Source organism: Nitrospirillum guaranorum (assembly GCF_034653275.1).
In the GTDB taxonomy this organism is placed as follows: domain Bacteria; phylum Pseudomonadota; class Alphaproteobacteria; order Azospirillales; family Azospirillaceae; genus Nitrospirillum.
Window position 1 is genome coordinate 1,337,457 of the sequence record NZ_JAYEES010000003.1, and the last position, 21,103, is coordinate 1,358,559.

The 21,103-nt window shown below is 67.0% G+C and carries 20 protein-coding genes, 1 tRNA gene and 1 pseudogene; 10 read left to right on the top strand and 12 right to left on the bottom strand.

Going from position 1 to position 21,103, the window contains the following annotated elements; translation table 11 throughout:
• Nucleotides 1-131: 131 nt before the first annotated feature.
• Genes bioB through UAJ10_RS15070 form a run of 3 tightly spaced genes read left to right on the top strand, consistent with a single transcriptional unit; the run spans nt 132 to nt 2,682 of the window.
• A complete protein-coding gene (gene bioB / locus UAJ10_RS15060) occupies nt 132-1,169 on the top strand; it encodes a biotin synthase BioB (RefSeq protein WP_416235370.1) in 1,038 nt (345 codons plus the stop codon).
• A 2-nt stretch (nt 1,170-1,171) separates the two neighbouring features.
• The gene (locus UAJ10_RS15065) at nt 1,172-2,470 is read left to right on the top strand and encodes an adenosylmethionine--8-amino-7-oxononanoate transaminase (RefSeq protein WP_322916094.1); all 1,299 of its coding nucleotides are present in this window, start codon (nt 1,172-1,174) and stop codon (nt 2,468-2,470) included.
• A complete protein-coding gene (locus UAJ10_RS15070; protein WP_322916095.1) occupies nt 2,467-2,682 on the top strand; it encodes a ribbon-helix-helix domain-containing protein in 216 nt (71 codons plus the stop codon). Before UAJ10_RS15065 ends, UAJ10_RS15070 begins: the two co-directional genes overlap by 4 nt.
• Here the strand turns inward: UAJ10_RS15070 and UAJ10_RS15075 are convergent, their stop codons facing one another.
• Entirely contained in the window at nt 2,683-3,498 is an 816-nt protein-coding gene (locus tag UAJ10_RS15075) for a helix-turn-helix transcriptional regulator (protein WP_322916096.1), read from the bottom strand.
• A gap of 139 nt (nt 3,499-3,637) precedes the next feature.
• Between UAJ10_RS15075 and UAJ10_RS15080 the strand changes: the two genes are divergently transcribed.
• A complete protein-coding gene (locus tag UAJ10_RS15080) occupies nt 3,638-4,432 on the top strand; it encodes a class I SAM-dependent methyltransferase (RefSeq protein WP_322916097.1) in 795 nt (264 codons plus the stop codon).
• A 7-nt stretch (nt 4,433-4,439) separates the two neighbouring features.
• On the opposite strand, the gene UAJ10_RS15085 is transcribed toward UAJ10_RS15080, so the two are convergent.
• On the bottom strand, nt 4,440-4,625 hold the full coding sequence (locus UAJ10_RS15085; protein ID WP_322916098.1) for a DUF1192 domain-containing protein: 186 nt from the start codon (nt 4,623-4,625) through the stop codon (nt 4,440-4,442).
• Between the two features lie 141 nt (nt 4,626-4,766).
• Here UAJ10_RS15085 and UAJ10_RS15090 point away from each other — a divergent pair.
• Together UAJ10_RS15090 and UAJ10_RS15095 are read left to right on the top strand one after the other, a co-directional pair.
• Nucleotides 4,767-5,743 (top strand): annotated as a pseudogene (locus tag UAJ10_RS15090) (NAD(P)H-quinone oxidoreductase).
• A 216-nt stretch (nt 5,744-5,959) separates the two neighbouring features.
• On the top strand, nt 5,960-6,595 hold the full coding sequence (locus tag UAJ10_RS15095) for a DUF1013 domain-containing protein (protein WP_322916099.1): 636 nt from the start codon (nt 5,960-5,962) through the stop codon (nt 6,593-6,595).
• A 217-nt stretch (nt 6,596-6,812) separates the two neighbouring features.
• Here the strand turns inward: UAJ10_RS15095 and UAJ10_RS15100 are convergent, their stop codons facing one another.
• Nucleotides 6,813-7,901, bottom strand: a complete 1,089-nt coding sequence (locus UAJ10_RS15100) for an alkene reductase (RefSeq protein ID WP_322916100.1) — start codon at nt 7,899-7,901, stop codon at nt 6,813-6,815.
• Nucleotides 7,902-8,145: 244 nt separating this feature from the next.
• On the opposite strand from UAJ10_RS15100, the gene UAJ10_RS15105 reads away from it, so the two are divergent.
• Nucleotides 8,146-8,745: a UbiX family flavin prenyltransferase gene (locus tag UAJ10_RS15105; RefSeq protein WP_322916101.1), complete on the top strand. Its 600-nt coding sequence runs from the start codon at nt 8,146-8,148 to the stop codon at nt 8,743-8,745.
• A 60-nt stretch (nt 8,746-8,805) separates the two neighbouring features.
• On the opposite strand, the gene UAJ10_RS15110 is transcribed toward UAJ10_RS15105, so the two are convergent.
• The 3 genes from UAJ10_RS15110 to UAJ10_RS15120 form a co-directional block, all read right to left on the bottom strand.
• On the bottom strand, nt 8,806-9,891 hold the full coding sequence (locus UAJ10_RS15110) for a glucokinase (RefSeq protein WP_322917331.1): 1,086 nt from the start codon (nt 9,889-9,891) through the stop codon (nt 8,806-8,808).
• A 250-nt stretch (nt 9,892-10,141) separates the two neighbouring features.
• Nucleotides 10,142-11,194 (bottom strand): hypothetical protein, encoded by a 1,053-nt coding sequence (locus UAJ10_RS15115; RefSeq protein WP_322916102.1) that lies wholly within the window; start codon nt 11,192-11,194, stop codon nt 10,142-10,144.
• Entirely contained in the window at nt 11,146-11,451 is a 306-nt protein-coding gene (locus UAJ10_RS15120; RefSeq protein WP_322916103.1) for a DUF6471 domain-containing protein, read from the bottom strand. The genes UAJ10_RS15115 and UAJ10_RS15120 overlap by 49 nt, the downstream gene beginning before the upstream one ends.
• Before the next feature lie 35 nt (nt 11,452-11,486).
• Between UAJ10_RS15120 and UAJ10_RS15125 the strand changes: the two genes are divergently transcribed.
• Nucleotides 11,487-12,464, top strand: coding sequence for an IS1595 family transposase (locus tag UAJ10_RS15125; RefSeq protein WP_322916104.1), 978 nt, complete (start codon nt 11,487-11,489; stop codon nt 12,462-12,464).
• Between the two features lie 6 nt (nt 12,465-12,470).
• Here UAJ10_RS15125 and UAJ10_RS15130 read toward each other — a convergent pair whose 3' ends face one another.
• Both UAJ10_RS15130 and UAJ10_RS15135 read right to left on the bottom strand, forming a co-directional pair.
• Nucleotides 12,471-12,632 (bottom strand): hypothetical protein, encoded by a 162-nt coding sequence (locus UAJ10_RS15130; protein WP_322916105.1) that lies wholly within the window; start codon nt 12,630-12,632, stop codon nt 12,471-12,473.
• Nucleotides 12,633-13,023: 391 nt separating this feature from the next.
• On the bottom strand, nt 13,024-13,452 hold the full coding sequence (locus UAJ10_RS15135; RefSeq protein WP_322916106.1) for a hypothetical protein: 429 nt from the start codon (nt 13,450-13,452) through the stop codon (nt 13,024-13,026).
• 770 nt (nt 13,453-14,222) lie between these two features.
• Here UAJ10_RS15135 and UAJ10_RS15140 point away from each other — a divergent pair.
• Nucleotides 14,223-14,297: transfer RNA gene (locus tag UAJ10_RS15140), tRNA-Val, on the top strand.
• 172 nt (nt 14,298-14,469) lie between these two features.
• On the opposite strand, the gene UAJ10_RS15145 is transcribed toward UAJ10_RS15140, so the two are convergent.
• Entirely contained in the window at nt 14,470-15,219 is a 750-nt protein-coding gene (locus UAJ10_RS15145) for an enoyl-CoA hydratase-related protein (RefSeq protein ID WP_322916107.1), read from the bottom strand.
• A 366-nt stretch (nt 15,220-15,585) separates the two neighbouring features.
• On the opposite strand from UAJ10_RS15145, the gene UAJ10_RS15150 reads away from it, so the two are divergent.
• On the top strand, nt 15,586-16,551 hold the full coding sequence (locus UAJ10_RS15150; RefSeq protein ID WP_322916108.1) for an RNA polymerase factor sigma-32: 966 nt from the start codon (nt 15,586-15,588) through the stop codon (nt 16,549-16,551).
• Between the two features lie 10 nt (nt 16,552-16,561).
• Here UAJ10_RS15150 and ggt read toward each other — a convergent pair whose 3' ends face one another.
• From ggt to UAJ10_RS15165, 3 genes are all read right to left on the bottom strand, one after another.
• Nucleotides 16,562-18,394 (bottom strand): gamma-glutamyltransferase, encoded by a 1,833-nt coding sequence (gene ggt / locus UAJ10_RS15155; RefSeq protein WP_322916109.1) that lies wholly within the window; start codon nt 18,392-18,394, stop codon nt 16,562-16,564.
• 307 nt (nt 18,395-18,701) lie between these two features.
• Complete coding sequence (locus UAJ10_RS15160) at nt 18,702-19,283, bottom strand: cold-shock protein (protein ID WP_145617292.1); 582 nt, start codon at nt 19,281-19,283, stop codon at nt 18,702-18,704.
• 293 nt (nt 19,284-19,576) lie between these two features.
• Nucleotides 19,577-21,016: a sigma-54-dependent transcriptional regulator gene (locus UAJ10_RS15165; protein ID WP_322916110.1), complete on the bottom strand. Its 1,440-nt coding sequence runs from the start codon at nt 21,014-21,016 to the stop codon at nt 19,577-19,579.
• Between the last annotated feature and the right edge of the window lie 87 nt (nt 21,017-21,103).

Consider the following 21,103-nt stretch of genomic DNA (forward strand, 5'->3'; position numbering starts at 1 on the left):
GAGATCCCTTGGCGGCAGGCGCCGCCCCGGTTTTTCTTGACCGGTCCCCGCCGCTGCCGTTAGGTGCGCGCTGGCCTTGAGCTTCGGCCAGGCCCCGGTATCGCCCCGGTATTCCCCAAGGAAACGCACCCGTGACCGCCATCGACATCAGCCGCCCCGCCGCCTTCACCCCGGTCCTGGAGAGCGACGACGTGCGCACCGACTGGACGCGCGCCGAGATCCAGGCGCTGTTCGACCTGCCCTTCACCGAGCTGGTGTTCCGGGCCGCCGCCGTGCATCGCCGCCGCTTCGATCCCACCCAGGTCCAGATCTCCACCCTGCTGTCGATCAAGACCGGCGGCTGCCCGGAGGACTGCGGCTATTGCTCCCAGAGCGCGCACCATGAGACGGGCCTGAAGGCGTCCAAGCTCATGGAGGTGCAGAAGGTGCTGGCCGAGGCCAAGGCCGCAAAGGACGCCGGCGCCACCCGCTTCTGCATGGGGGCCGCCTGGCGGTCGCCCAAGGACCAGGACCTGGAATCGGTCTGCGCCATGGTGGAAGGCGTGAAGGCGCTGGGTATGGAATCCTGCGTCACGCTCGGCATGCTGAACGCCGGCCAGGCCCTGCGGCTGAAGGAGGCGGGGCTGGACTACTACAACCACAACATCGACACCTCGCCCGAGTACTACGGCAACGTCATCACCACCCGCACCTACCAGGATCGGCTGGACACCCTGGCCAATGTGCGTGAGGCCGGCATCAATGTCTGCTGCGGCGGCATCGTCGGTATGGGCGAGGATTTGACCGATCGCGTGGGCATGATCCACACGCTGGCCACCCTGCCGCAGCATCCCGAAAGCGTGCCGATCAACATGCTGATGAAGGTGGACGGCACGCCCCTGGGCGGCAAGGACGCGTTGGATGCGATCGACTTCGTGCGCACCATCGCCGTGGCCCGCATCACCATGCCGGCCTCCATGGTTCGCCTGTCGGCCGGCCGCGAGGGCATGAGCGACGAGACCCAGGCCCTGTGCTTCCTGGCCGGCGCCAATTCCATCTTCTACGGGCCCAAGCTGCTGACCACCGCCAACCCGGTGGCCGACCATGACAAGCGGCTGCTGGCCCGCCTGGGCATGACCACCATGGACGTGGTGGAAGAGGGCTGCAGCGACGACAGCTGCGGTGCGTAATCATGGGTAGTGCTGGATCGTTCCTGAACCGGAACGACTGGTTTCAGCAGGGCGGCCGGCACATCTGGCTGCCCTACACCCAGATGAAGACGGCCCTGCCGCCCCTGCCCGTGGTGGCGACGGAGGGGGTCCGCCTGACCTTGGCCGATGGCCGGCAACTGGTGGATGGGGTGGCCAGCTGGTGGACGGCCTGCCACGGCTACAACCACCCCCACATCCGTGACAAGGTGGCCGAACAGATGGCGCGGATGCCGCACGTCATGTTCGGCGGCCTGGCGCATGAGCCGGCCTATACCCTGGCGTCCCGCCTGGCGACGATGCTGCCCGGCGACTTGACCCGCGTGTTCTTCTGCGACAGCGGCTCCGTCTCCGTCGAGATCGCCATGAAGATGGCGACGCAATACTGGCTGAACCGGGGCGTGCCCGGCCGCACCAAGCTGGCGGCCTTTCGCGGCGGCTATCATGGCGACACTATCGCCACCATGGCCGTGTGCGACCCGGAGGAGGGCATGCACAGCCTGTTCTCAGGTTTGCTGCCCGAACACCTCATCCTGGACCTGCCGGTGGATGAGCAGTCCACGGCGCGGTTTGAGCGCGACTTGGCCCAGCATGCCAACACCTTGTCCGCCATCCTGGTGGAACCGCTGGTGCAGGGGGCGGGCGGCATGCTGTTCCATGACGCCCAGGTGCTGCGCACCCTGCGCGCCGCCGCCGACCGCCACGGCCTGCTGCTGATCTTCGATGAGATCTTCACGGGCTTCGGCCGCACCGGCGCGATGTTCGCGTGCCAAGCCGCCGGGGTGGTGCCGGACATCGTCACCCTGTCCAAGGCCCTGACCGGCGGCACCATGGCCCTGGCGGCCACGGTGGCGAGCGACCGGGTGTTCCAGGCCTTCTGGTCGGACAACGCCCAGGCGGCGCTGATGCATGGCCCCACCTACATGGCCAACCCCCTGGCCTGCGCCGCCGCCAACGCCTCCCTCGACCTGTTCGAGGGCGAGCCCAGGCTGGCCCAGGTGGCCGCGATCTCCCAGGGCTTGGCGACGGGGCTGGAGCCTTGCCGTGACCTGCTCGGCGTGAAGGACGTGCGCACCCTGGGCGCCATCGGCGTGGTGGAACTGGAGCGCATCGCCGACATGAACGGCCTGAAGCGGCGCCTGATCGACCGGGGCGTCTGGGTGCGGCCCTTCGGCCGCATCGTCTACCTCACCCCGTCCTATACCATGGCCGCCGACGACCTGGCCTTCCTGACCCGCGCCGTGGTCGACGCCGTGACCGAGCATCAGCGAGCCACCGCATGACCCTGCGCAAGCGTTCCGTCCTGATCGCCGGCCACCCCACCAGCGTGACGCTGGAGGAGCCGTTCTGGGAAACGCTGAAGGACATGGCCGTGGCCCGGGGCCTGTCGATCAACGCCTTGGTGGAGGAGATCGACGGCAACCGCGACGGCAACCTGTCCAGCGCGTTGCGCGTCGCGGCGCTCTTGTGGGTGAAGGGGCGAGTCCCGGCCTGATCAGCCTGCCGGCACCCCAGGTAGGGGAACCAGCGTCACCAGCTTCACATCCGTCTGCCCCGCCAGGGTGAAGGTCAGCTGCTCATAGCGCAGGGGGCCGTCGGCCGGGTGGTGGAAGGCGCGCTCGCCACCCGCGCGGGCGATGACGGTGTGGGCGTGCCACAGGTCGGCGAACAGGGGGCTGCGCTGGCTGAGGTCCGCCACCAGGGCCCGCATGCCGGGGTCATTCAGGTGGTGGCTGTAATCCACCCGGAACTCCGCCACCACCCGCCGGGCCCGCTCCGCCCAGTCGGGGATCAAGGCCTGGGCGGCGGGGTTCAGGAACAGATAGCGCAGCTGGTTGCGGTCGCCGCCTGGGTCGGGTGGGTCCAGCCAGCCGGTGAACAGGCGCGCGGCCGCCGTGTTCCAGACCAGGGCGTTCCAGGTCCGGTCCAGCAGATAGGCGGGGTGGGCGATGCCCCGCACCAGGGCGTCCAGCGCCGCCGGCACCGGCGCGTCGTCCCCGGCGGCGGCCCCGTCCGGATCGCGCTTGCCGGCCAGGTCAAACAGATAGGCCCGTTCCGCCGCCGATAGGCGCAGCGCCTGGGCCAGGCGGGCCAGGGCGGCGGGGGAGATGGAGACGTCGCGGCCCTGCTCGATCCAAGTGTACCAGGTGACGCTGACGCCGCTCAGCTGCGCCAGCTCCTCCCGCCGCAGGCCCGGCGTGCGGCGACGGGGCCCGGGCGCCAGGCCCAGGGCCGCCGGCGCCAGCCGTTCCCGCTGCGCCCGCACGAACTCCCCCAGCTCGCGCCGCTTCGAGGTGTCCAGGATGTCCATGGGCGCGGGGCCTCTGAGATTGGGTGGTGGCGATTGATACCAGTATAAACCTGGATCTGGTACCAGTTTAAGGACGTGCCATCCTGCCGCTCCACCCCGCCTGACCGGGGCAGTCTTGACCCAAGAAATGGAGTAGGGAATGACCACCCAGCATGCGCCTCACCTGGTTGGGGGCCGGGACCAGGAATCGCTGGTGGCCGGCCAATTCGGGCCGCAGGCCGCCGCTTATGTCGCCAGCGCCGTCCACGCCCAGGGCGAGGATTTGCGCCAGCTGGCCGGCCTGGTGACGGGCAAGGGCTACAAGAGCGTTCTGGACTTGGGCTGTGGCGGCGGGCACGTCGCCTTCACCGTGGCTCCCCATGTGGGCCGGGTGACGGCCTGCGACCTGTCGCCCGACATGCTGGACGCCGTGGTGGCGGAGGCCGGGCGGCGGGGCCTGGACAATATCGAGACGCGGGTGGGCCGGGCCGACGCGGTGCCGGCCGACGACGCGGCCTTCTGCGCCGTGGTCAGCCGCTACAGCGCCCACCACTGGCCGGACCTAGCGGCGGCCCTGAGGGAGGCGCGGCGGGTGGTGAAGCCGACCGGCGTCGCCGTCTTCATGGACGTGGTGACGCCGGGTCACCCGTTGCTGGACACCTTCCTGCAATCCATCGAGCTGCTGCGCGACCCCTCGCACGTGCGCAATTACGCGGTGGCGGAATGGCGGGCGGCGCTAGCGGGCGCGCGGTTTGAGGTGGGCCGGGTGACACAGCGGCGCCTGCGCCTGGAGTTCGCCAGCTGGATCGGGCGCATGAGTCCCCCGGACAGCCATGTGGCGGCCATCCGCTCCCTGCAGGACCGCATGGCGGACATGGTGCGCGGCCATTTCGCCATCGAGGCCGACGGCACCTTCACCTTGGATACGGCGACCTTCGAGGCTGTACCGGTTTAGGGCCCGTCTAGCTTTTGAAAAACGCGGCGGCGGCGTTCAGCGAGGCCTGCTTGGCCTTCATGGCGTCGTCCACCCGCGCGATCTCCGCCTCCAGGCTGTTGCGGTATTCGCGCAGCTCCCCCACCGACAGGCGGGAGATGTCCAGGAAGCTGCTGGGGCGGCTCGGCGGCGGGGCGATGTCGTCGGTGTCCATGGGGCGGTTCCCTTGTCCTGGGGAGAGGTGACCCTCCGGCGTGTCGGTTGTCACTGTGCCGCCGGGGGGCTACATGGTGCAAGACCCCAAGCGGCGGGGGGACCATCCCCCGCCGGACGTAGTCGCGGAGATCCTGCAACCATGCGTGCCATCGCCATCACCGAGCCCGGCGGGCCCGAGGTCTTGAAGCCCATCGAGCGGCCGACGCCGCAGCCGGGCCCCGGTCAGATCCTGATCCGTGTGGCCGCCGCCGGCGTCAACCGGCCGGACTGCCTGCAGCGCGCCGGCAGCTACCCGCCGCCGCCCGGCGCGTCCGACCTGCCGGGGCTGGAGGTGGCGGGCACCGTCGCGGCGCTGGGCCAGGGGGTGACGGGTTGGGCCGTGGGCGACGCCGTCTGCGCCCTGGTTAACGGTGGCGGCTATGCCGACCATGCCGTGGCGCCGGCCGGCCAGTGCCTGCCCGTGCCCACCGGCTTCAGCATGGTGGAGGCGGCGGCTTTGCCGGAGACCTTCTTCACCGTCTGGACCAACGTCTTCGATCGCGGCCGGCTGGCGGCGGGGAAAGCTTCCTGGTCCACGGTGGTACCAGCGGCATCGGCACCACGGCCATCCAGCTGGCCAAGGCCTTCGGTGCCCGCGTCTTCGCCACCGCCGGCGGCCCGGACAAGGCCAAGGCCTGTGAGGACATCGGTGCCGAGCGCGGCATCGACTACAAGGCCGAGGATTTCGTCGCCGTGGTCAAGGAGGCCACGGGCGGCCGGGGTGTGGACGTCATCCTGGACATGGTGGGCGGCGATTATGTGCCGCGCAACATCGACGCCCTGGCCGACCAGGGCCGCCACGTCACCATCGCCTTCCTGCGCGGGGCCAAGGTGACGCTGAACATGGCACCGGTGATGACCAAGCGCCTGGTCTTGACCGGGTCCACCCTGCGGCCGCGCACGGCGGAGGAAAAGGGCGCCATCGCCCAGTCATTGCGGGAAAAAGTGTGGCCGCTGCTGGCCCACGGCCAGGTCCGCCCGATCATTTACAAGACCTTCGCCCTGGAAGAGGCGGCGGCGGCGCACGCGCTGATGGAAAGCAGTCAGCATGTCGGCAAAATCGTTTTAACGGTTTAAGGCCGGGAAAAGGCCGCGACAAGTGGGGCCAAGCCCATAAAAAGGCGTGGCCTCGCCCGTCGGGTGCCTCTATATAGCTCATGTACGCGTCACAGTTTTCCGTCCGGCTGCGTGGGGCCTTCAGCCCGCGCGACGGGCGGATATTGCTTTTCGCGACCTTGTTCACGGGTTTTGATGCGTGTTGGCGGGACGTTCCGCCACGGGTTAGGAGGAAGCATGGCACTGCCCTTGATGCCGAAGGCGACCGCGGTCTGGTTGGTTGAGAACACCGCGCTGTCCTTTGAGCAGATCGCCGAGTTCTGCGGCATGCACTCGCTGGAAGTGCAGGCCATCGCCGATGGCGAGGTGGCGATCGGCATGGTCGGGCGCGATCCGGTGGGCAACGGCGAGTTGACCAAGGATGAGATCGAGCGCTGCGAGAAGAACCCGGACCTGAAGCTGCAGATTCGCATCCACGACCTGCCGCAGCCGATCGCGCGCGCCAAGGGCCCGCGCTACACCCCGGTGACCAAGCGCGGCGACAAGCCCGATGGCATCGCCTGGCTGCTGAAGAACCACCCGGAACTGTCGGACGCCGCCATTTCCCGCCTGATCGGCACCACCAAGCCGACCATCGCCGCGGTGCGCGACAAGACCCACTGGAACACCAGCAACATCAAGCCGCGCAGCCCCGTGCTGCTGGGCCTGTGCAGCCAGCGTGAGCTGGAGGCGGCGCTGTCCCGCGCGCGCCGTGGCCTGCCGGAACCGGAGCTGGAGACGACCACCCTGCTGGAAACGGCCGAGGACCGCGCCCTGGCCGCTGAACAGGCGGCCCTTGAGGACGAGGACCGCGAGGAGGAGATCGAGGACTGATCCTCTGATCCCATCCCGGACACAGCAAAAGGGCGGCCCCGCGAGAGGCCGCCCTTTTCTTTTCCCAAACGTCCAGCCTCCCCACCGGCATGAGGTGTCATGCCGGTGGTAGCCCGCGACTGCAGGCGCCGGACCTTTGCGGGGAGCGGCAGCGGACTGCAAAGGGAGGATAAGCCAAAGGCGCGGATGCGCCTGCCGGCGTTTGAGGCAAGCGGCGTCAAGCCGCGCTGGGCCAGTCGGTGTAGCCCTTGGCGCCGCCGCCGTAGAAGGCCTCCTGCGGGGCCTGGGCCAACGGCGCGCCGGTCTTCAGCCGGTGCACCAGGTCGGGGTTGGCGATGAAGGGGCGGCCGAAGGCCACCATGTCCGCGCGGCCCTCGGCGATGGTGCGGGCCGCCAGGTCGCGGTCATAGCCGTTGTTGGCGATGTAGCCGCCACCGAACTTCCGGCGCAGGGCCTGGAAGTCGAAGTTCTGGGCGCCGTTGGGGCCGCGCGTCTGGCCTTCCACGCAGTGCAGGTAGGCCAGGTTCAGTTCACCCAGCCGCTCGGCCAGGAAGCCGTAGGTGCCGTTGGGATCGCTGTCCAGCGGTGTGTTGCCCGCCGCCTGGGTGATGGGCGACAGGCGCACGCCCACGCGGTCCGATCCCCAGATCTCGGCCACCGCCTGGGCCACCTCCACCGTCAGGCGGGTGCGATTCTCCACGCTGCCGCCGTAGCGGTCGGTGCGATGGTTGGTGCTGTCGCGGATGAACTGCTCCAGCAGGTAGTTGTTGGCGGAGTGCACCTCCACCCCGTCGAAGCCGGCGGCCTTGGCGTTGCGGGCGGCGTTGCAGTAGTCGTCGATGATGCCGGCGATCTCCGCCGTCTCCAGGGCCCGGGGCGGGGAGGGCTGGGCGAAGCCGTTCTCGACATAGGTCTCACCGCCCGCCTGCAGGGCGCTGGGCGCCACCGGCGCGGCCCCGCCCTCCTGCAGGCTGGTGTGGGAGATGCGCCCCACGTGCCACAGCTGCAGCACGATGTGGCCGCCGGCATTATGCACGGCGTCCGTCACCGCCTTCCACGCCGTCACATGCTCCGGCGTGTAGATGCCGGGCGTAAAGGCGTAACCGCGCCCCTGGCGCGAGATGTTGGTGGCCTCGGTGATGATCAGGCCGGCGGTGGCGCGCTGGCGGTAATAGTCCACGGCCAGCGGCGTGTGCACGCCATCCATGCCGGCACGGGCACGGGTCAGGGGCGCCATGGCGATGCGGTTGGCGACGGGGATGGCGCCGATATGGGTGGGCGCGAAAAGATCGGGAGTGGTGGTCATGGTCGAACCCGTTCCTTCTGGGGATGGCTTGAGAGGCCATGGTTAACGGCACGCCCATGAACATAGGTCCATGACGGTGCCGCTTTTAGACCGTCGTCGCGACAAGACCCTTCGCGATGGGGAAATAATGGCGGGTTCGTTCTGGCCGCCGCCGTTTCATCCAAAACCAGTTCCGGCAAAAGCAATTCCGCCAAAAACAATTCCGGTGGACGGCGGCGGCGGCGCGGCGCTACATCCCAGCATCATGACCAACGCCCCCTCCCGCCTCATCGTCGGCATCAGCGGCGCCTCCGGCGTGCGATACGGCGTGCGCCTGCTGGAAACCCTGCGCCCCCTGCCCATCGAAACCCACCTGGTGATGAGCCGGTCGGCGGAGATGACGCTGGCGTATGAGACGGACATGAAACCCGCCGAGGTGCGGGCCCTGGCGGACGTCAACCACGCCATCGCCGACGTGGGCGCCGCCATCTCCAGCGGCAGCTTCCGCACCCTGGGCATGGTCATCGCGCCCTGTTCCATCCGCACCATGAGCGAGATCGCCACCGGCGTGACCTCCAGCCTGCTGACGCGGGCGGCGGACGTGGTGCTGAAGGAGCGGCGGCGCCTGGTGCTGATGGTGCGTGAGACGCCGTTGCACCTGGGCCACCTGCGCACGCTCACGGCGCTGGCCGAGATGGGGGCCATCATCGCCCCGCCGGTGCCGGCCATGTACATCCGGCCGGACAGCGTGGACGAGCTGGTGGATCATACCGTCGGCCGCGTCCTGGACCTGTTCGACATCGACAGCGGCCGCCTGCGCCGCTGGGGCGAGGCGCCGCCCGAGGACGCGGAGACGGGGGGCTGATGCCGCCCTTTGTATCTGAAGGAAATCGAGCGCCCCGGGCAATCCGTGCGCTCGATTTTCTTAGCCGTCCAACTTGGCGGTCAGGCCCAGGAAGGCCGGCAGCGGGTGGGTCACCACGTAGGTGGGGATGGGGCCCAGGTAGTCGCGCATGCGGCCCTTTTCCACGAAGCGCTTGCGGAAGCGGCTGTGGGTGAAGAAGGACAGGATGCGGGGCGCGATGCCGCCGGCGATGTAGACGCCGCCGCGCGCGCCGATGGACAGGGCCAGATTGCCGGCCACGGTGCCCAGCATGCCGCAGAAGGTTTCCAGCGCCTCGATGCAGGCGGGATCGCCGGCGTGGGTCGTGGCGGCCGCTGTGATCTGGGCGGCGGTCAGGCGCGCCGGCTCCTTGCCGTCGGCCAGGCACACGGCCTCATACAGGTTCACCAGGCCGGGGCCGGACAGCACGCGCTCCGCCGACACATGGTCGAACTGCTTGCGCAGCACGCCCAGGATGGCCGACTCCCGGTCGTTCACGGGGGCCATGGTGACGTGGCCGCCTTCGGTCGCCAGCGCGGTCCAGCCGGGCTGGCCGTTGCTGCGCTTGCGCGGGATCAGGGATGAGACGCCCAGGCCGCTGCCCGGGCCCAGGACGGCGATGGGCGCGTCCGCCACGGGCGCGCCATCCCCCACCTGCGCCCGGTCGTCGGCGCCCAGGGCGGGAATGGACAGGGCCACGGCGGTGAAGTCGTTGACCACCTCCAGCCGGTCCAGCGACAGCGAGCGGCGCACGCCGTCGATCGAGAACTCCCACGGCAGGTTGGTCATGCGGATGCGGTCGCCGGTCACGGGGCCCGCCAGGGCGATGGCGGCCTGCTTGGGCCGGGCGCCCGGCGCCTCCAACGCCAGATAGGCCTCCGCCGCCGCCTCCAGCGAGGGGTAGTCGGCACAGGGCAGGATGCGCACGCCCGAGATGCTGGCGGCGTGGGCGTCGTGCGGCGCCGTTTCCGAGGACTCGGAGAGGGCAAACCGGGCGTTGGTGCCGCCGATGTCCGCCAAGAGCGAGAGGCCCTGCATGGGTGACGCCTTCCTTTTCCGTTTCCTTCCCGTTCCAACGACCCGGCCGACCTTATGCCCGGCCGCCGGGGTGCGTACCCCATTATACAGATAGGGGACGCGCCTTGGGGGAAACCCCGCCCGCGCGCGTTTTCCGCACCCGACTTAGAGCGTGGCGGAGACAGCGCTGTCAATATCATTGGTGTAAGAAAATTGCGGCCTTATGGCGCAAACGCCACCACGGCGGGAGGGCGGTGATATGAAGCGCTCGCTCCGCCAGACGGCCGCAGCCATCTCAGTCCTGCTCGGGCTTTTCCTCTTCGTCGGACCGGCAGAGAGAACTTCGGCGCTGCCTGTAGATCTAGGATATCTCGGTCAGCATACCGATCAGCTTCAAATGAAGTCCTGCCTTAGCATTGGCCAGCATATCATGTGGGGAGAAAGCAGCTGGAACAGCTTCGTCATCGTAAATACCAAATGTAAATATGCTATATCTAGTCAGTCTATCGCCTGGAAGAATATAGTACACGCTACAAACAATGCAGATGGAACTTTCTGCAATTTCTTCGCCAGATTCAAGCGAACCTCTCTCAATCTCCATGGACCTTATAATGTCGTCAGATGTCACTGTTATTTTTCTATCGAACGAAATTGTCCCATTGGGGAATATGACATCAAAATGCATTATACCCAAAAGAAGAACCATATTTTGTTTTTTCGCGATCTCAATTCCGTGGCTTGCCGCAGCAATACCACCATAACCATTGACGTAATGGATGACTCTTGGCGCCACCGTGTTTCCGCAATTGGCTATGGATATCACGACATCGATTTCGACGCATTCGGAGCTAATATTTATATTTTTTGCATGGGCGGAAACATTTACCCATGCCCTGTCGCTCTCAATAATAGATCGCCGCACAAGCTCCGTATTTTCCTTGGCCGAACTCTCGGCTATTTTATTCGCTATTCTCGCCTCATCGACCCCTTCAGATGCTTTGTCAGCAGCCCTTCTAGTTTGATTCAAAGTAAGTATGAGAGCGACAAAGGCGAGGCCATTCACGACCAAACCGCCTATACTTATCCAGAACGTGGCAGGAATATAATCGGCCTGCTCAAGAGTTCCCTCCGCAGATCGCCATTGCTGACACAATTGTGCCTTGGCATCATCTTCTGGGTCGCTACATATAGCTCTATATTTTTCCTGATGACCAGTTTCCTTGGCTACAGAAACTGGATCTGGAATAGAAACATATTCAGGGTGTTTTATCTGATTTGCTTCGCCATATCCTTGGTTGGCTATACTATCCTGCTCAATTGGTAAACGGGCTGCGGTGGGAAAACCTACCGACGACCATAGCGTCGTCAGCGCTCCGACAGCCGCAGCGTATGACAGTCGATAGCTGATAGACATTGCAGTAAGAACGCCGCCGTGAATCCCCCACGGCTGATCTTATTCGCAATGTTGCGTTCCGTCTCCGGGATTCCCATTGCGGTAAGCTTCTCTGCCAGTTCCCGATACCCGACGTTGCGCCGCTTCAGCTCGGCCTTCAGCAGGGCCTTGGCCCTCTCAGACCATTCGATTCCGGTCATGTCAACTCCATATTCGGTGTGAACATCACCATATTCGATGTAATCGCCGTTGACAAGGCGTAGCCTCAACATCATCATATTCGATGTAACAACATCGCATCTGGTGATATTCCGTGTCCCAACACTTCCTCCTTTCTGCCGCCGCGCGGACGATCAGCCTGAAGGCTGTTCTGTCCCTGACGGACGCGGATGCGTGGAAGCTGTTCCAGCGTCTGCGCTGGCCGGACACCGATGGTGCGCCGGTGTGCCCCTGCTGCGGCAATGGTCGGTGCTATGACGTGATGCGAGGCGCGACTCCGCGTTTCCGGTGTGCTGCCTGCCGGAAGGATTTCAGCCCCACCAGCGGCACGCTGTTCGCCTACCACAAGCTCTCGATCCGGGATTACCTGGCGGCGATCGTGCTGTTCGTGAACGCCGTGAAGGGCATCAGCGCCCTTCAGCTCGGCCGGGACATGGACATCTCCTACAAGGCTGCCTGGGTGCTCTGCCACAAGCTGCGCGAGGCGATGGCATCCGAGATGAAGGGTGCCAATGTCGGGGGAGCCGGCGAGACTGTCGAGGTGGACGGCTGCTATGTGGGCGGCCATGTCCGGCCGGCGAACTACAAGGCCAACCGCAAGGACCGGCGCTTGGCCAAGAACCAGACCGGCAAGCGCAAGGTTGTGGTGGCGATCCGGGAACGCGGTGGCCGCACGGTCACCGCCGTCTTCCCGACGGAGGAAGCGTCGGCCGATTTCATCAAGGCCCGTGTCGAGAAGGGCACCACGGTGCATACCGACGAAGCCCATTCCTGGGAACCGCTGCGCACCAAGTTCCGGATCCGCCAGATCAACCACAGCTTCGCCTACAGCCACGACGAGGCCTGCACGAACCAGGCGGAGAGCTTCTTCAGCCGGTTGCGGCGCGCCGAGTGGGGCCAGTACCACCAGATCAGCGACCTCTACCTGGGGCGCTATGCGGCGGAAATGGGCTGGCGGGAAGACCACCGCCGCCAGCCCAATGGGGCTCTGTTCTCGCGGCTCGCGGGCCAGGCCGGCCGGTCGCCAATGTCGATCGACTTCACCGGTCGGTGGCAGAAGCGCGCGGCCTGAGGCTCCCTACTTCACGACGATGTAATAGCCGCCTCTCGCGAACTCGCGGACCTCATAGGTCCATTGAAGGTCGCAGCGGACCTCGAAGCATCGATCCAGGATGCACCGCCGTACCAAGTCCACATGACGGCACTGGAAATTGTTGACCCTGACGAAGTCGACGAACACCTGAGCGCTCCCAGCATCCAGGGGGGGGCGACCTGTTCGCTGGTCAGCCCGATTTTCTGCTGGGCATCTCCCGCCCAGGCGGCACCAACCGTTGCGCTGCCGGCGACAGCGCACGCAATGAAGAAACGCTTCATGACCTATCCCCGTGCTTGCCCGTCCCCAGCCAGCTGGCGCCGGGCGGTTGGTCGCATGCACACAGGGAGACATGCCCCACGTATTCCCCAACGCCGGGAGCGACCCGCCGTTGTGTGAGGGTGTTGTATTCCGTGGGCCGCCCGACATAGCGGGAACCCCGTGTGAACGCGCACTGCGTGCCGTCATCAAGCGACCAAGCCCGGTGACGGTGCCGGCACTATGACATGGGTGCCGGAATCATTTCCATGAGCAATGCTCATTGTTGTGCGAGTCGCCAGGTGCACTCCAATCCATCGCCGAGCCGTTCGACGATGCCCTTGGAGCGCAGTCGCCTTAGCGCGATGCGCACATCATTGTTGGCGTTGAGATAGGCGCCGTGGTCGCCTTCGTCCTGGTTCTCGGCCCGCATCACCAGTTGGACAAGCGCGCTGCTGGACATGGGCCCGTCAGCCTCGCGAAGGAGATCGATTAGCACATGGGTGAACGGATCGCGGTGGCCGCCCGGACGCCGCTCTATGGGCTTGATGGCATTCGGCGACTTGTCATAGCCCACCATCAAGAGAACCCGGTCGATAGCATCAAGATCGTTCAGCAGCGCCTGGAGCTGACGCCGAAGTTTCGCGATCTCGCCGCCCAGCTCGGCTCGCTTGGTCACCAGGCCGGATATCAGGTGCGTGTCGGTCATGCCCCAGATTGTAGGGGAGGCCGCCGGTCATGGCGCGGGCGCCGTGGTGGCGTTTGCGCCATAAGGCCGGAAAATTGGGGCAGAGATGCCTCCCGCGATGTAACGCAATTACATGATGTTCTCTTGAATCAATGTGTTGCGTCGCACAACGGTCGGGGTAAGCCGATTCTCACCACCCTCAGGCAATGGACTGAATAATCAAGATTCTTCGCCCGCAGTGCATTTTCCGCTTGATCAACCGGGCCTCGATCGGCATATTGTGCAGTGCGACATGGCCGCGATTGTGGTTCTGTCGTAACGCACTTCTTGGGCGTTTCCTCCCTAAACTCAAGGCCGCGCCGATAGGCGCGGCCTTCTTTATTTCCGGGCGCCGCGCCCTTTCCACCATGGTCCCTGGGATGGGAATCGCGAGTGTCCCATCCTGCATCCCAGGTGACGCGGACTGATTTCCCGCGCCGGCCCCGATGGGGACCGTAAGCGGCACCCCGCCGCTGGGGAAGGCGAACCCCACCCCGCCATCGTAGCCCCGCATTCCCAACGGCCGGCATCCGACCGCTGGCCCTCCTGATTGACGTCGTCCCCGCAGCGCATCGCCAGGGGCGACGGCCGGCGCCGGCAAGGCGGTCGGCGGCCATCAGCGGCATGGGGAAGAAAATTTTCGATTTGATGAAACAGAAGGGTTGCCAGCCGGTTCGGGCGATGCTACACAGCCGCCCACGCCGATGACCCCGGCAACGGGGCCCCGCAAAAATCGGCGGATTTCGAAGGATGGGCGCGTAGCTCAGCGGGAGAGCACTACCTTGACATGGTAGGGGTCACAGGTTCAATCCCTGTCGCGCCCACCATCCTTCCCCAGCCAGATCAGTATGTTAAAGCCGCGACGGGCAACCGGGCGCGGCTTTTGTGTTTCCGGCCCGAAGATGCCCTACGTCGCCCAACCGGGCAGGACCCGCCCGCACCCCCGACGCTCAGGGATACGGGCGGAACCGTCTCCGCCCTCCGTCAGGCTCCCCCGGGTTAGCGGCCCTTGGACAGGAAGGCCTGGAAGGCGGCCTTGGCCTCGGGGCTGGTCAGCGCCTGGGCGAACAGGGTGGCCTCACGCGCCATGGCCTCCAGCACTTGGGGCGTGTCGTGGCGCATCAGGGCCTTGGTGTTGGCCATGGCCGTGCGCGGCTTGGCCGCCAGCGCCGCCGCCTTGGCCGCCGCATGCTCGTACAGCGTTTCAGACGGAATAACGGCGTTGATCAGGCCCGCCGCCTCCGCCGCGTCGGCCGTCAGCGCTTCACCCGCCATCAGCATGGCGGCGGCGCGGGGGTGGCCCAGCAGGCGGGCGGCCAGCACGCTGGATCCCGCTTCCGGCACCAGGCCCAGGCTGACGAAGGGCATGGCGAAGTGCGCGGTGGGGGCGGCGTAGACCAGGTCGCAGTGCATCAGCAGGGTGGTGCCCACGCCAACCGCGTGGCCTTCCACCGCCGCCACCACGGGCTTGGGGAACGTGGCCAGCGCCCGCAGGAAGCGCATCACCGGCGTGTCGGCCGATAGCGGCGGTCCGGCCAGGAAGTCCGCCAGGTCGTTGCCGGCGGTGAAGCTGCCGCCCGATCCCTGGATCAGCACCGCGCCCACGGCGTCATCCGTGGCGGCGCCGGTCAGCGCCTCGGCCAGGGCCGAATACATGGCGCCGGTCAGGGCGTTGCGCTTTTCCGGCCGGTTCAGCACCAGGGTGCGGACCCCGTTCCCATCCTCCACCAGGACCGCGGCGTGACTCATCTTCTCATCTCCCAAGGTGTCCCCGGCGGCGGCGCTGTGGCGTCCGGCCCCGCGGTTAGTGATTGCTTATCCCCGGATGCTGCCGCAGCCGGGCACGGCGGGCAAGGCTTGCATGATGACATTCACTCGGATGATCCGCCCCATGGGCACCAAGCGCGCCGGAACTATCCGTTTCTGCCAGCGGTTGGAAAGGGCGTTGGGTACGCCGCGTGCTTGTTCAAGGCCGTTAACCCAATCTTTAGATGTCCCGGCAAAAGATGACAGCGTGGTGAACGGGGCGCGTCGGATTTGCTGCTCCCACCACCTCACTCTGGGACAAGTCCGGCGCCGACATGCGGCCAGGACGGTACTGAAAGGGGACGGGCGATGGGTTCATTCTCTTCTGAGTCGGTCGACCTGCTGCGGGCCTACACGGCCCAGGCTAACCGCTACCCCATGCTGTCGCCCGAGCGTGAGCTTGAGCTTGCCAACCGCTGGGCCGGCAGCCAGGACCAGCGCGCCGCCGATGAATTGGTGCACAGCCATATGCGCCTGGCCATCAAGATCGCCTCCCGCTATGCCCGGTCCGGCCTGCCGGTGGGCGACCTGGTGTCCGAAGCCAACATCGGCCTGGTGAAGGCGGTGCAGCGGTTCGACCCGTCGCGGGGCTTCCGCCTGGCCACCTACGCGCTGTGGTGGATCCGGGCGGAGGTGCAGTCCTATGTCCTGCACAATTGGTCCATGCTGAAAGGGGGCAACACCGCCGCCCTGAAGCGCCTGTTCTTCAACCTGCGCCAGGCCCAGCGCCGGCTGGGCGTCCACGACCGCATGATGACGGACGAGGAGGCGGAGCGCATCGCGGTGGAGATGGACGCCACGGTGGAGGAGGTGCGCGAGATGGAGCATCGCTTCGCGACACCGGTCGCCTCCCTGAACGTCTCCATGGGCGAGGATAATGACCAGGAGGCCATGGACCTGCTGGCGGACGACACCGAATCGGTGGAAAGCCGCCTGGCCGAGGGCAGCGAGCTGCGTCAGCGCAAGGGCCTGATGCTGGACGCCCTGAAGGCGCTGGGCGACCGCGAGCGGCACATCTTCATTTCCCGCAACCTGGCGGACGAGCCGGTGACGCTGGAGCGGCTGGCCCAGCACTATGGCGTCAGCAAGGAACGCATCCGCCAGATCGAGACGGGCGCCTACAGCAAGGTGGCGCGCAGCGTGCGCCGCGCGGCCGAGGGCGGCGCCATCACCGCCCCCATCCTGCCCATGGCGGCCAAGCGCGCGAAGTCCGGTGTGGGCCGGGTGCCCACCGCCAACGACATCATGGCCCAGGCCGCGCGCTCGGCGGCTTGAGGCCGGTTCCTCAATCCCCCGCCGCCAGTCCCTCGCGGCGGGGATCGACGCCGCCTTCCAGGCCGGTGGCGGTGCGCTTGATGACGTGCAGGCCGCTGGGCATGGACTTCAACTCCACCGTTTGGCCCAGCGCCTCCAGCCCGGCCTTCAGGGACGGCGCCCAGGGGCCGCTTTCCAGGGCGGTGGTGCCGTTGCGGTTGACGATGCGCGGCAGGTTCACCGCCTCCTGCGCGTCCAGGCCCCAGTCCAGCGCCGCCACGATGGTTTCCGCGACATAACCGATGATGGCTGGCCCGCCGGGTGAACCCACCAGCAGCATGGGCTTGCCCGTCTGGTCGAAAACGATGGTGGGCGCCATGGAAGAGCGCGGACGCTTGCCCGCCGCCACGGCGTTGGCCACGGGCAGGCCCGTGCCCGGGCTGGTGGGGATGAAGGAAAAGTCGGTCAGCTGGTTGTTCAGCACATACCCGTCCACCGCCATGCCCGAGCCGAAGGCGAACTCCACCGAGGTGGTGAAGGATACGGCCATGCCGCTGTCATCCATCAAGGACATGTGGGAGGTCGACGGGATGTCCGCCTGCCAGCCGGGGCCGTACAGCGCCCCTTGCTTCTGCGGCGGCACGCCGGCGGGCACGGGGCCCTTGGCCGCGTGCGCCGGGTCGATCAGCCTGGCGCGTTCCGCCAGGTAGCCCTTGTCCAGCAGGCCGCTGGGCACGGTGACGAAGGCGGGATCGCCGACATAGAGGTCGCGGTCGGCGTAGGCCAGGCGGCTGGCCTCCACCATCAGGTGCCAGGCGGTGGGGGAGTCCTTGCCCAGGCCCTTCATGTCGAAATGTTCCAGCAGGCCCAGCATCTCCACAATGGCGATGCCGCCGGAACTGCTGGGCCCCATGCTGCACACCTTCCACTGGCGATAGGGCGTGCACAGGGGATCGCGCTCCTCAACCTTGTAGGCCGCCAGATCCTGGGCGGTGACCAGGGCCGGAGCCCCCCCGGGCGTGTTGGCCGGAAGGGCGCTGTCGGCCAGATGCTTGGCCAGGTCCTGGCCCAGGACACCGTGGTAGTAGGCATCGGGCCCCTGTGCCGCCAGCACCTCCAGCGTGTGGGCCATGGCGGGGTTGCGGAAGGTCTCCCCGGCCTGCAGTGGCGTCAGGCTGCCGTCGGGCCCGGTATGGAAGAACAGGGCCAGCATGTCCGGCCGATCCTTCAGCTGCGGTGTCAGACCCTTCAGCAGCAGGGCCAGACGGGGGCTGACGATGAAGCCGTCGCGGGCCAGCTGGATGGCGGGCTGGAACAGCGTGGCCCAGGGCAGCTTGCCATAGCGCTTGTGCGCTTCGGCCAGCAAGGCGGGGATGCCCGGCGTGCCCACGGCGCGCCCGCCGTCAAAGGCGCGCATCAGCGGCATGGGCCGGCCGTCGGGGCCGACGAAGCGGTCGGCGGTCGACCCCGCCGGCGCCGTCTCACGTCCATCCAGCGACACCAGCCTCTTGGCTTTCGGGTCCCAGATCAGCATGTAGCCGCCGCCGCCCAGGCCGGAGGATTGCGGCTCCACCAGGCCCAGCACCAGTTGCACGGCGATGGCCGCGTCCACGGCGCTGCCGCCCTGGCGCAGCATGGCGTGCCCGGCCTCCGCCGCCAGCGGGTTGGCGGCCACGACCATGTCGGACTTGGTCCGCACCACCGGACGCGCCGTGAAGGGGGAGGCCAGTTCCGGGTCGCCACCCTGCGCAAGGGCAGGGCCTACGGCCGCCAGCGATGCTAGGGCCAGCGCGCCGGCCAGCAGGGCGGTCGTGAACGGGCGGCGGGTGGGGACGGGGGCGGGCTGCCGGGGCGTTTTATGCATGCCGCAACAATGGCATGGCGTCGGCTGCCAGGAAACAGGGGAGAGCCGGTCGGGGTGGGGGGCGTCATGCCGCCGCGCCCTGCTACCGCTACCATTCAGGCAAAACAAAACGCGCCGTCCGGCTGGGACGGCGCGTTCCGTGTCTCCGGCCCGCGAATTAAGCTCCCCAACGCCGACGCCCGACAAATCTCCAAGGAGATGCTGCCGGATGCCAGCGGGTCGAGGATGAACCCATCTGTCAGGAAACAGGAAATCCGGCGCCGGGGCTTCCCGGCGCCGTCAATCCCGTTCTACCAGATCGGATGGATCAGAGGACTTCCACGCGATTGGCCTGCGGACCCTTCTGACCCATGCTGGTCGTCAGGCGCACCCGCTGCTCCGGCGTCAGGGCGCGGACGCCCGAACGCTCCAGCGCGGTGATGTGGACGAACACGTCCTTCCCGCCGCCATCGGGGGTCACGAAACCGAAGCCCTTGTCGGCGCTGTAGAACTTCACAGTGCCTTCAACGGTCTCGGTCGGGCCGCTGGCTTCCCAGCCGCCGGCGCGGCGCGGGGCGCCACCACCGAAGCTGTCGCGGCGACCGCCGCCCATGCCACCGCCCATGCCGCCGCCGCCGCCGCCCGGGGTGGCGGTGGACTCATCCACGCTGTGGATGGCGGCAACCTGCGGGCCCTTCTGGCCCTGGGACAGGTCGCAATTGATGGTGGTGCCGTCCGCCAGGCTGTCATGGCCGAAGGCCTGCACGACGGAAGCGTGCAAGAAGGCGTCCGGCGACCCGTCGGACAGGGTCACGAAACCAAAACCTTTCGTGGGGTTGTACCACTTGACGGTGGCGTTGACGCCCCGGCGGGTGATCTGCGGGCTCTGCGGAGAACGGCGCTCATACATGTGATTTGAACTCGAATGTAGTCGATAAAGTGCTTGGCCGGGGGCACCGGTCGCAAGGAAAGGCCCTAACACGCGCCCCTCCCAAGCCGGATCTGGCTGCGCAGGATTCTCTCCTGTGTGGGAGCTTATACCGAAAAAAATGAGACTGCACCAGCCATGCGATGCCGGATGCCCAAGTCATTTCGGAGGTAGCTGGGCCCCGCTGGGCGCAATTGCGCCGTCAACCTGAATAGGCCGCAATAACGGGTAGCAATGCCGGCGCCTGGCCCCCAGATGTAGGGGTCTTACTTTGATCAGCCGGTAATCTTAATTTTCCACTGCTGAAGCTTGCGATAAATGGTCGACGGACTGATTTCCAGCAGCGCCGCGGCCCGGGGCACGTCGTCGCCCGTCAGCGCAAGCGCACGTTGAATCGCCTGCTTTTCCAACTGCCACAGGGGCACGATCTCGGTCGAGGAGGCCAGCGGATCGGCGGCGGGCGGCGTCCGCTCCGGCGATGGCGCGGCGGTGGACTCAGGCGGGTTGCGGCGCGCGGCGGCGGTATCCGCCGTGGCGCTGCGCAGCGGTTCCGGCAGCATGGCGCGGGTGACGGCGGCCCCGTCGTTCAGAACGACCACGTTACGCAGGATGTTCTGCAACTGGCGGACGTTGCCGGGGAAGTCGTACGCCATCAGCGCCGATTCGGCATCCCCGTCCAGGCGCTGGAAGGCCTTGCCTTCCTCCTTCGCCATGTCCGCCAGGAAGTGCCGCGCGATCAGGCAGACGTCGCCCTCCCGCTCGCGCAAGGGGGGCAGGTGGATGGGCACCACGTGCAGGCGATAGTACAAATCTTCACGGAAGCGGCCTGCCGCCACCTCGGCCAGCGGGTCGCGGTTGGTGGCGGAGATGAAGCGGACGTCCACCTTCTCCATCTGCGTGGCGCCCACCGGCTGGAAGGTGCCGGTCTGGACGAAGCGCAGGATCTTGGCCTGCAGCTCCATCGGCATCTCACACACCTCGTCCAGGAACAGGGTGCCGCCATCGGCCTGGCGCGCGGCGCCCGCGCGGTCGCCGACCGCGCCGGTGAAGGCGCCCTTCACATGGCCGAAGATCTCGCTTTCCAGCAGATCCTTGGGGATGGCGGCGCAGTTGATGGCGATGAAGGGACGGTCGCGGCGGGGGCTGCAGCGGTGGATGGCGTCGGCCGCCAGTTCCTTGCCCGTGCCGCTCTCGCCCGTCAGGAAAACGCTGGCCCGGCTGGGCGCCACGCTTTCGATCAGGCGGTAGACCGTCTGCATGGGGGTGGAGGCGCCGACGAAGGAATGGAAGCTGCCCCGGTCCAGTTCCCGCCGGTAATGGGCGACGATGCGGGTCAGGCGCCGCCGCTCCAGCGCGTTGCGCACGGTGACGATCAGGCGGGCGGCGGTGAAGGGCTTCACCAGGAAATCGAAGGCGCCGTCGCGCATGGCCTCCACCGCCACACTGATGGAGCCGTGGGCCGTCACCACGATGACCGGCAGGTCGGGGTGGCTCTCCCGCGCGGCGCGCAGCACCTCCAGCCCATCGATGTCCGGCAGCTTCAGATCCAGCACCAGGGCGCCCAGCGGCCGCAGGCGCAGGCTTTCCAGCGCCCGGGTCCCCGTCTCCTGGTGCTCCACCTCGTACCCCTCGCTGTGCAGGTATTCGGTGTAGACCCGGGCCAGGGGGGCGGTGTCCTCGACTAACAGCACCCGGTTGAGATCCGACTCGGTCATGGGCCTATTCTGGTGTAGCGGGTGGAACGCCCGGGCGGAGGACAGAGGGGCAACGCAAGTGCCTGGAACCGTAGCGTATTCGCGGCG

Bases quoted from the DNA above. Each gene is read 5' to 3' on its own strand.
- UAJ10_RS15065 (WP_322916094.1), top strand. From the start codon at position 1,172: ATGGGTAGTGCTGGATCGTTCCTGAACCGGAACGACTGGTTTCAGCAG.
- UAJ10_RS15160 (WP_145617292.1), bottom strand. From the start codon at position 19,283: ATGTATGAGCGCCGTTCTCCGCAGAGCCCGCAGATCACCCGCCGGGGC.
- UAJ10_RS15135 (WP_322916106.1), bottom strand. From the start codon at position 13,452: ATGACCGACACGCACCTGATATCCGGCCTGGTGACCAAGCGAGCCGAG.
- UAJ10_RS15115 (WP_322916102.1), bottom strand. From the start codon at position 11,194: ATGTCTATCAGCTATCGACTGTCATACGCTGCGGCTGTCGGAGCGCTG.
- UAJ10_RS15085 (WP_322916098.1), bottom strand. From the start codon at position 4,625: ATGGACACCGACGACATCGCCCCGCCGCCGAGCCGCCCCAGCAGCTTC.
- UAJ10_RS15080 (WP_322916097.1), top strand. From the start codon at position 3,638: ATGACCACCCAGCATGCGCCTCACCTGGTTGGGGGCCGGGACCAGGAA.
- UAJ10_RS15070 (WP_322916095.1), top strand. From the start codon at position 2,467: ATGACCCTGCGCAAGCGTTCCGTCCTGATCGCCGGCCACCCCACCAGC.
- ggt (WP_322916109.1), bottom strand. From the start codon at position 18,394: ATGCATAAAACGCCCCGGCAGCCCGCCCCCGTCCCCACCCGCCGCCCG.
- UAJ10_RS15150 (WP_322916108.1), top strand. From the start codon at position 15,586: ATGGGTTCATTCTCTTCTGAGTCGGTCGACCTGCTGCGGGCCTACACG.
- UAJ10_RS15105 (WP_322916101.1), top strand. From the start codon at position 8,146: ATGACCAACGCCCCCTCCCGCCTCATCGTCGGCATCAGCGGCGCCTCC.
- UAJ10_RS15100 (WP_322916100.1), bottom strand. From the start codon at position 7,901: ATGACCACCACTCCCGATCTTTTCGCGCCCACCCATATCGGCGCCATC.
- UAJ10_RS15165 (WP_322916110.1), bottom strand. From the start codon at position 21,016: ATGACCGAGTCGGATCTCAACCGGGTGCTGTTAGTCGAGGACACCGCC.
- UAJ10_RS15120 (WP_322916103.1), bottom strand. From the start codon at position 11,451: ATGATGATGTTGAGGCTACGCCTTGTCAACGGCGATTACATCGAATAT.
- UAJ10_RS15145 (WP_322916107.1), bottom strand. From the start codon at position 15,219: ATGAGTCACGCCGCGGTCCTGGTGGAGGATGGGAACGGGGTCCGCACC.
- UAJ10_RS15075 (WP_322916096.1), bottom strand. From the start codon at position 3,498: ATGGACATCCTGGACACCTCGAAGCGGCGCGAGCTGGGGGAGTTCGTG.
- UAJ10_RS15095 (WP_322916099.1), top strand. From the start codon at position 5,960: ATGGCACTGCCCTTGATGCCGAAGGCGACCGCGGTCTGGTTGGTTGAG.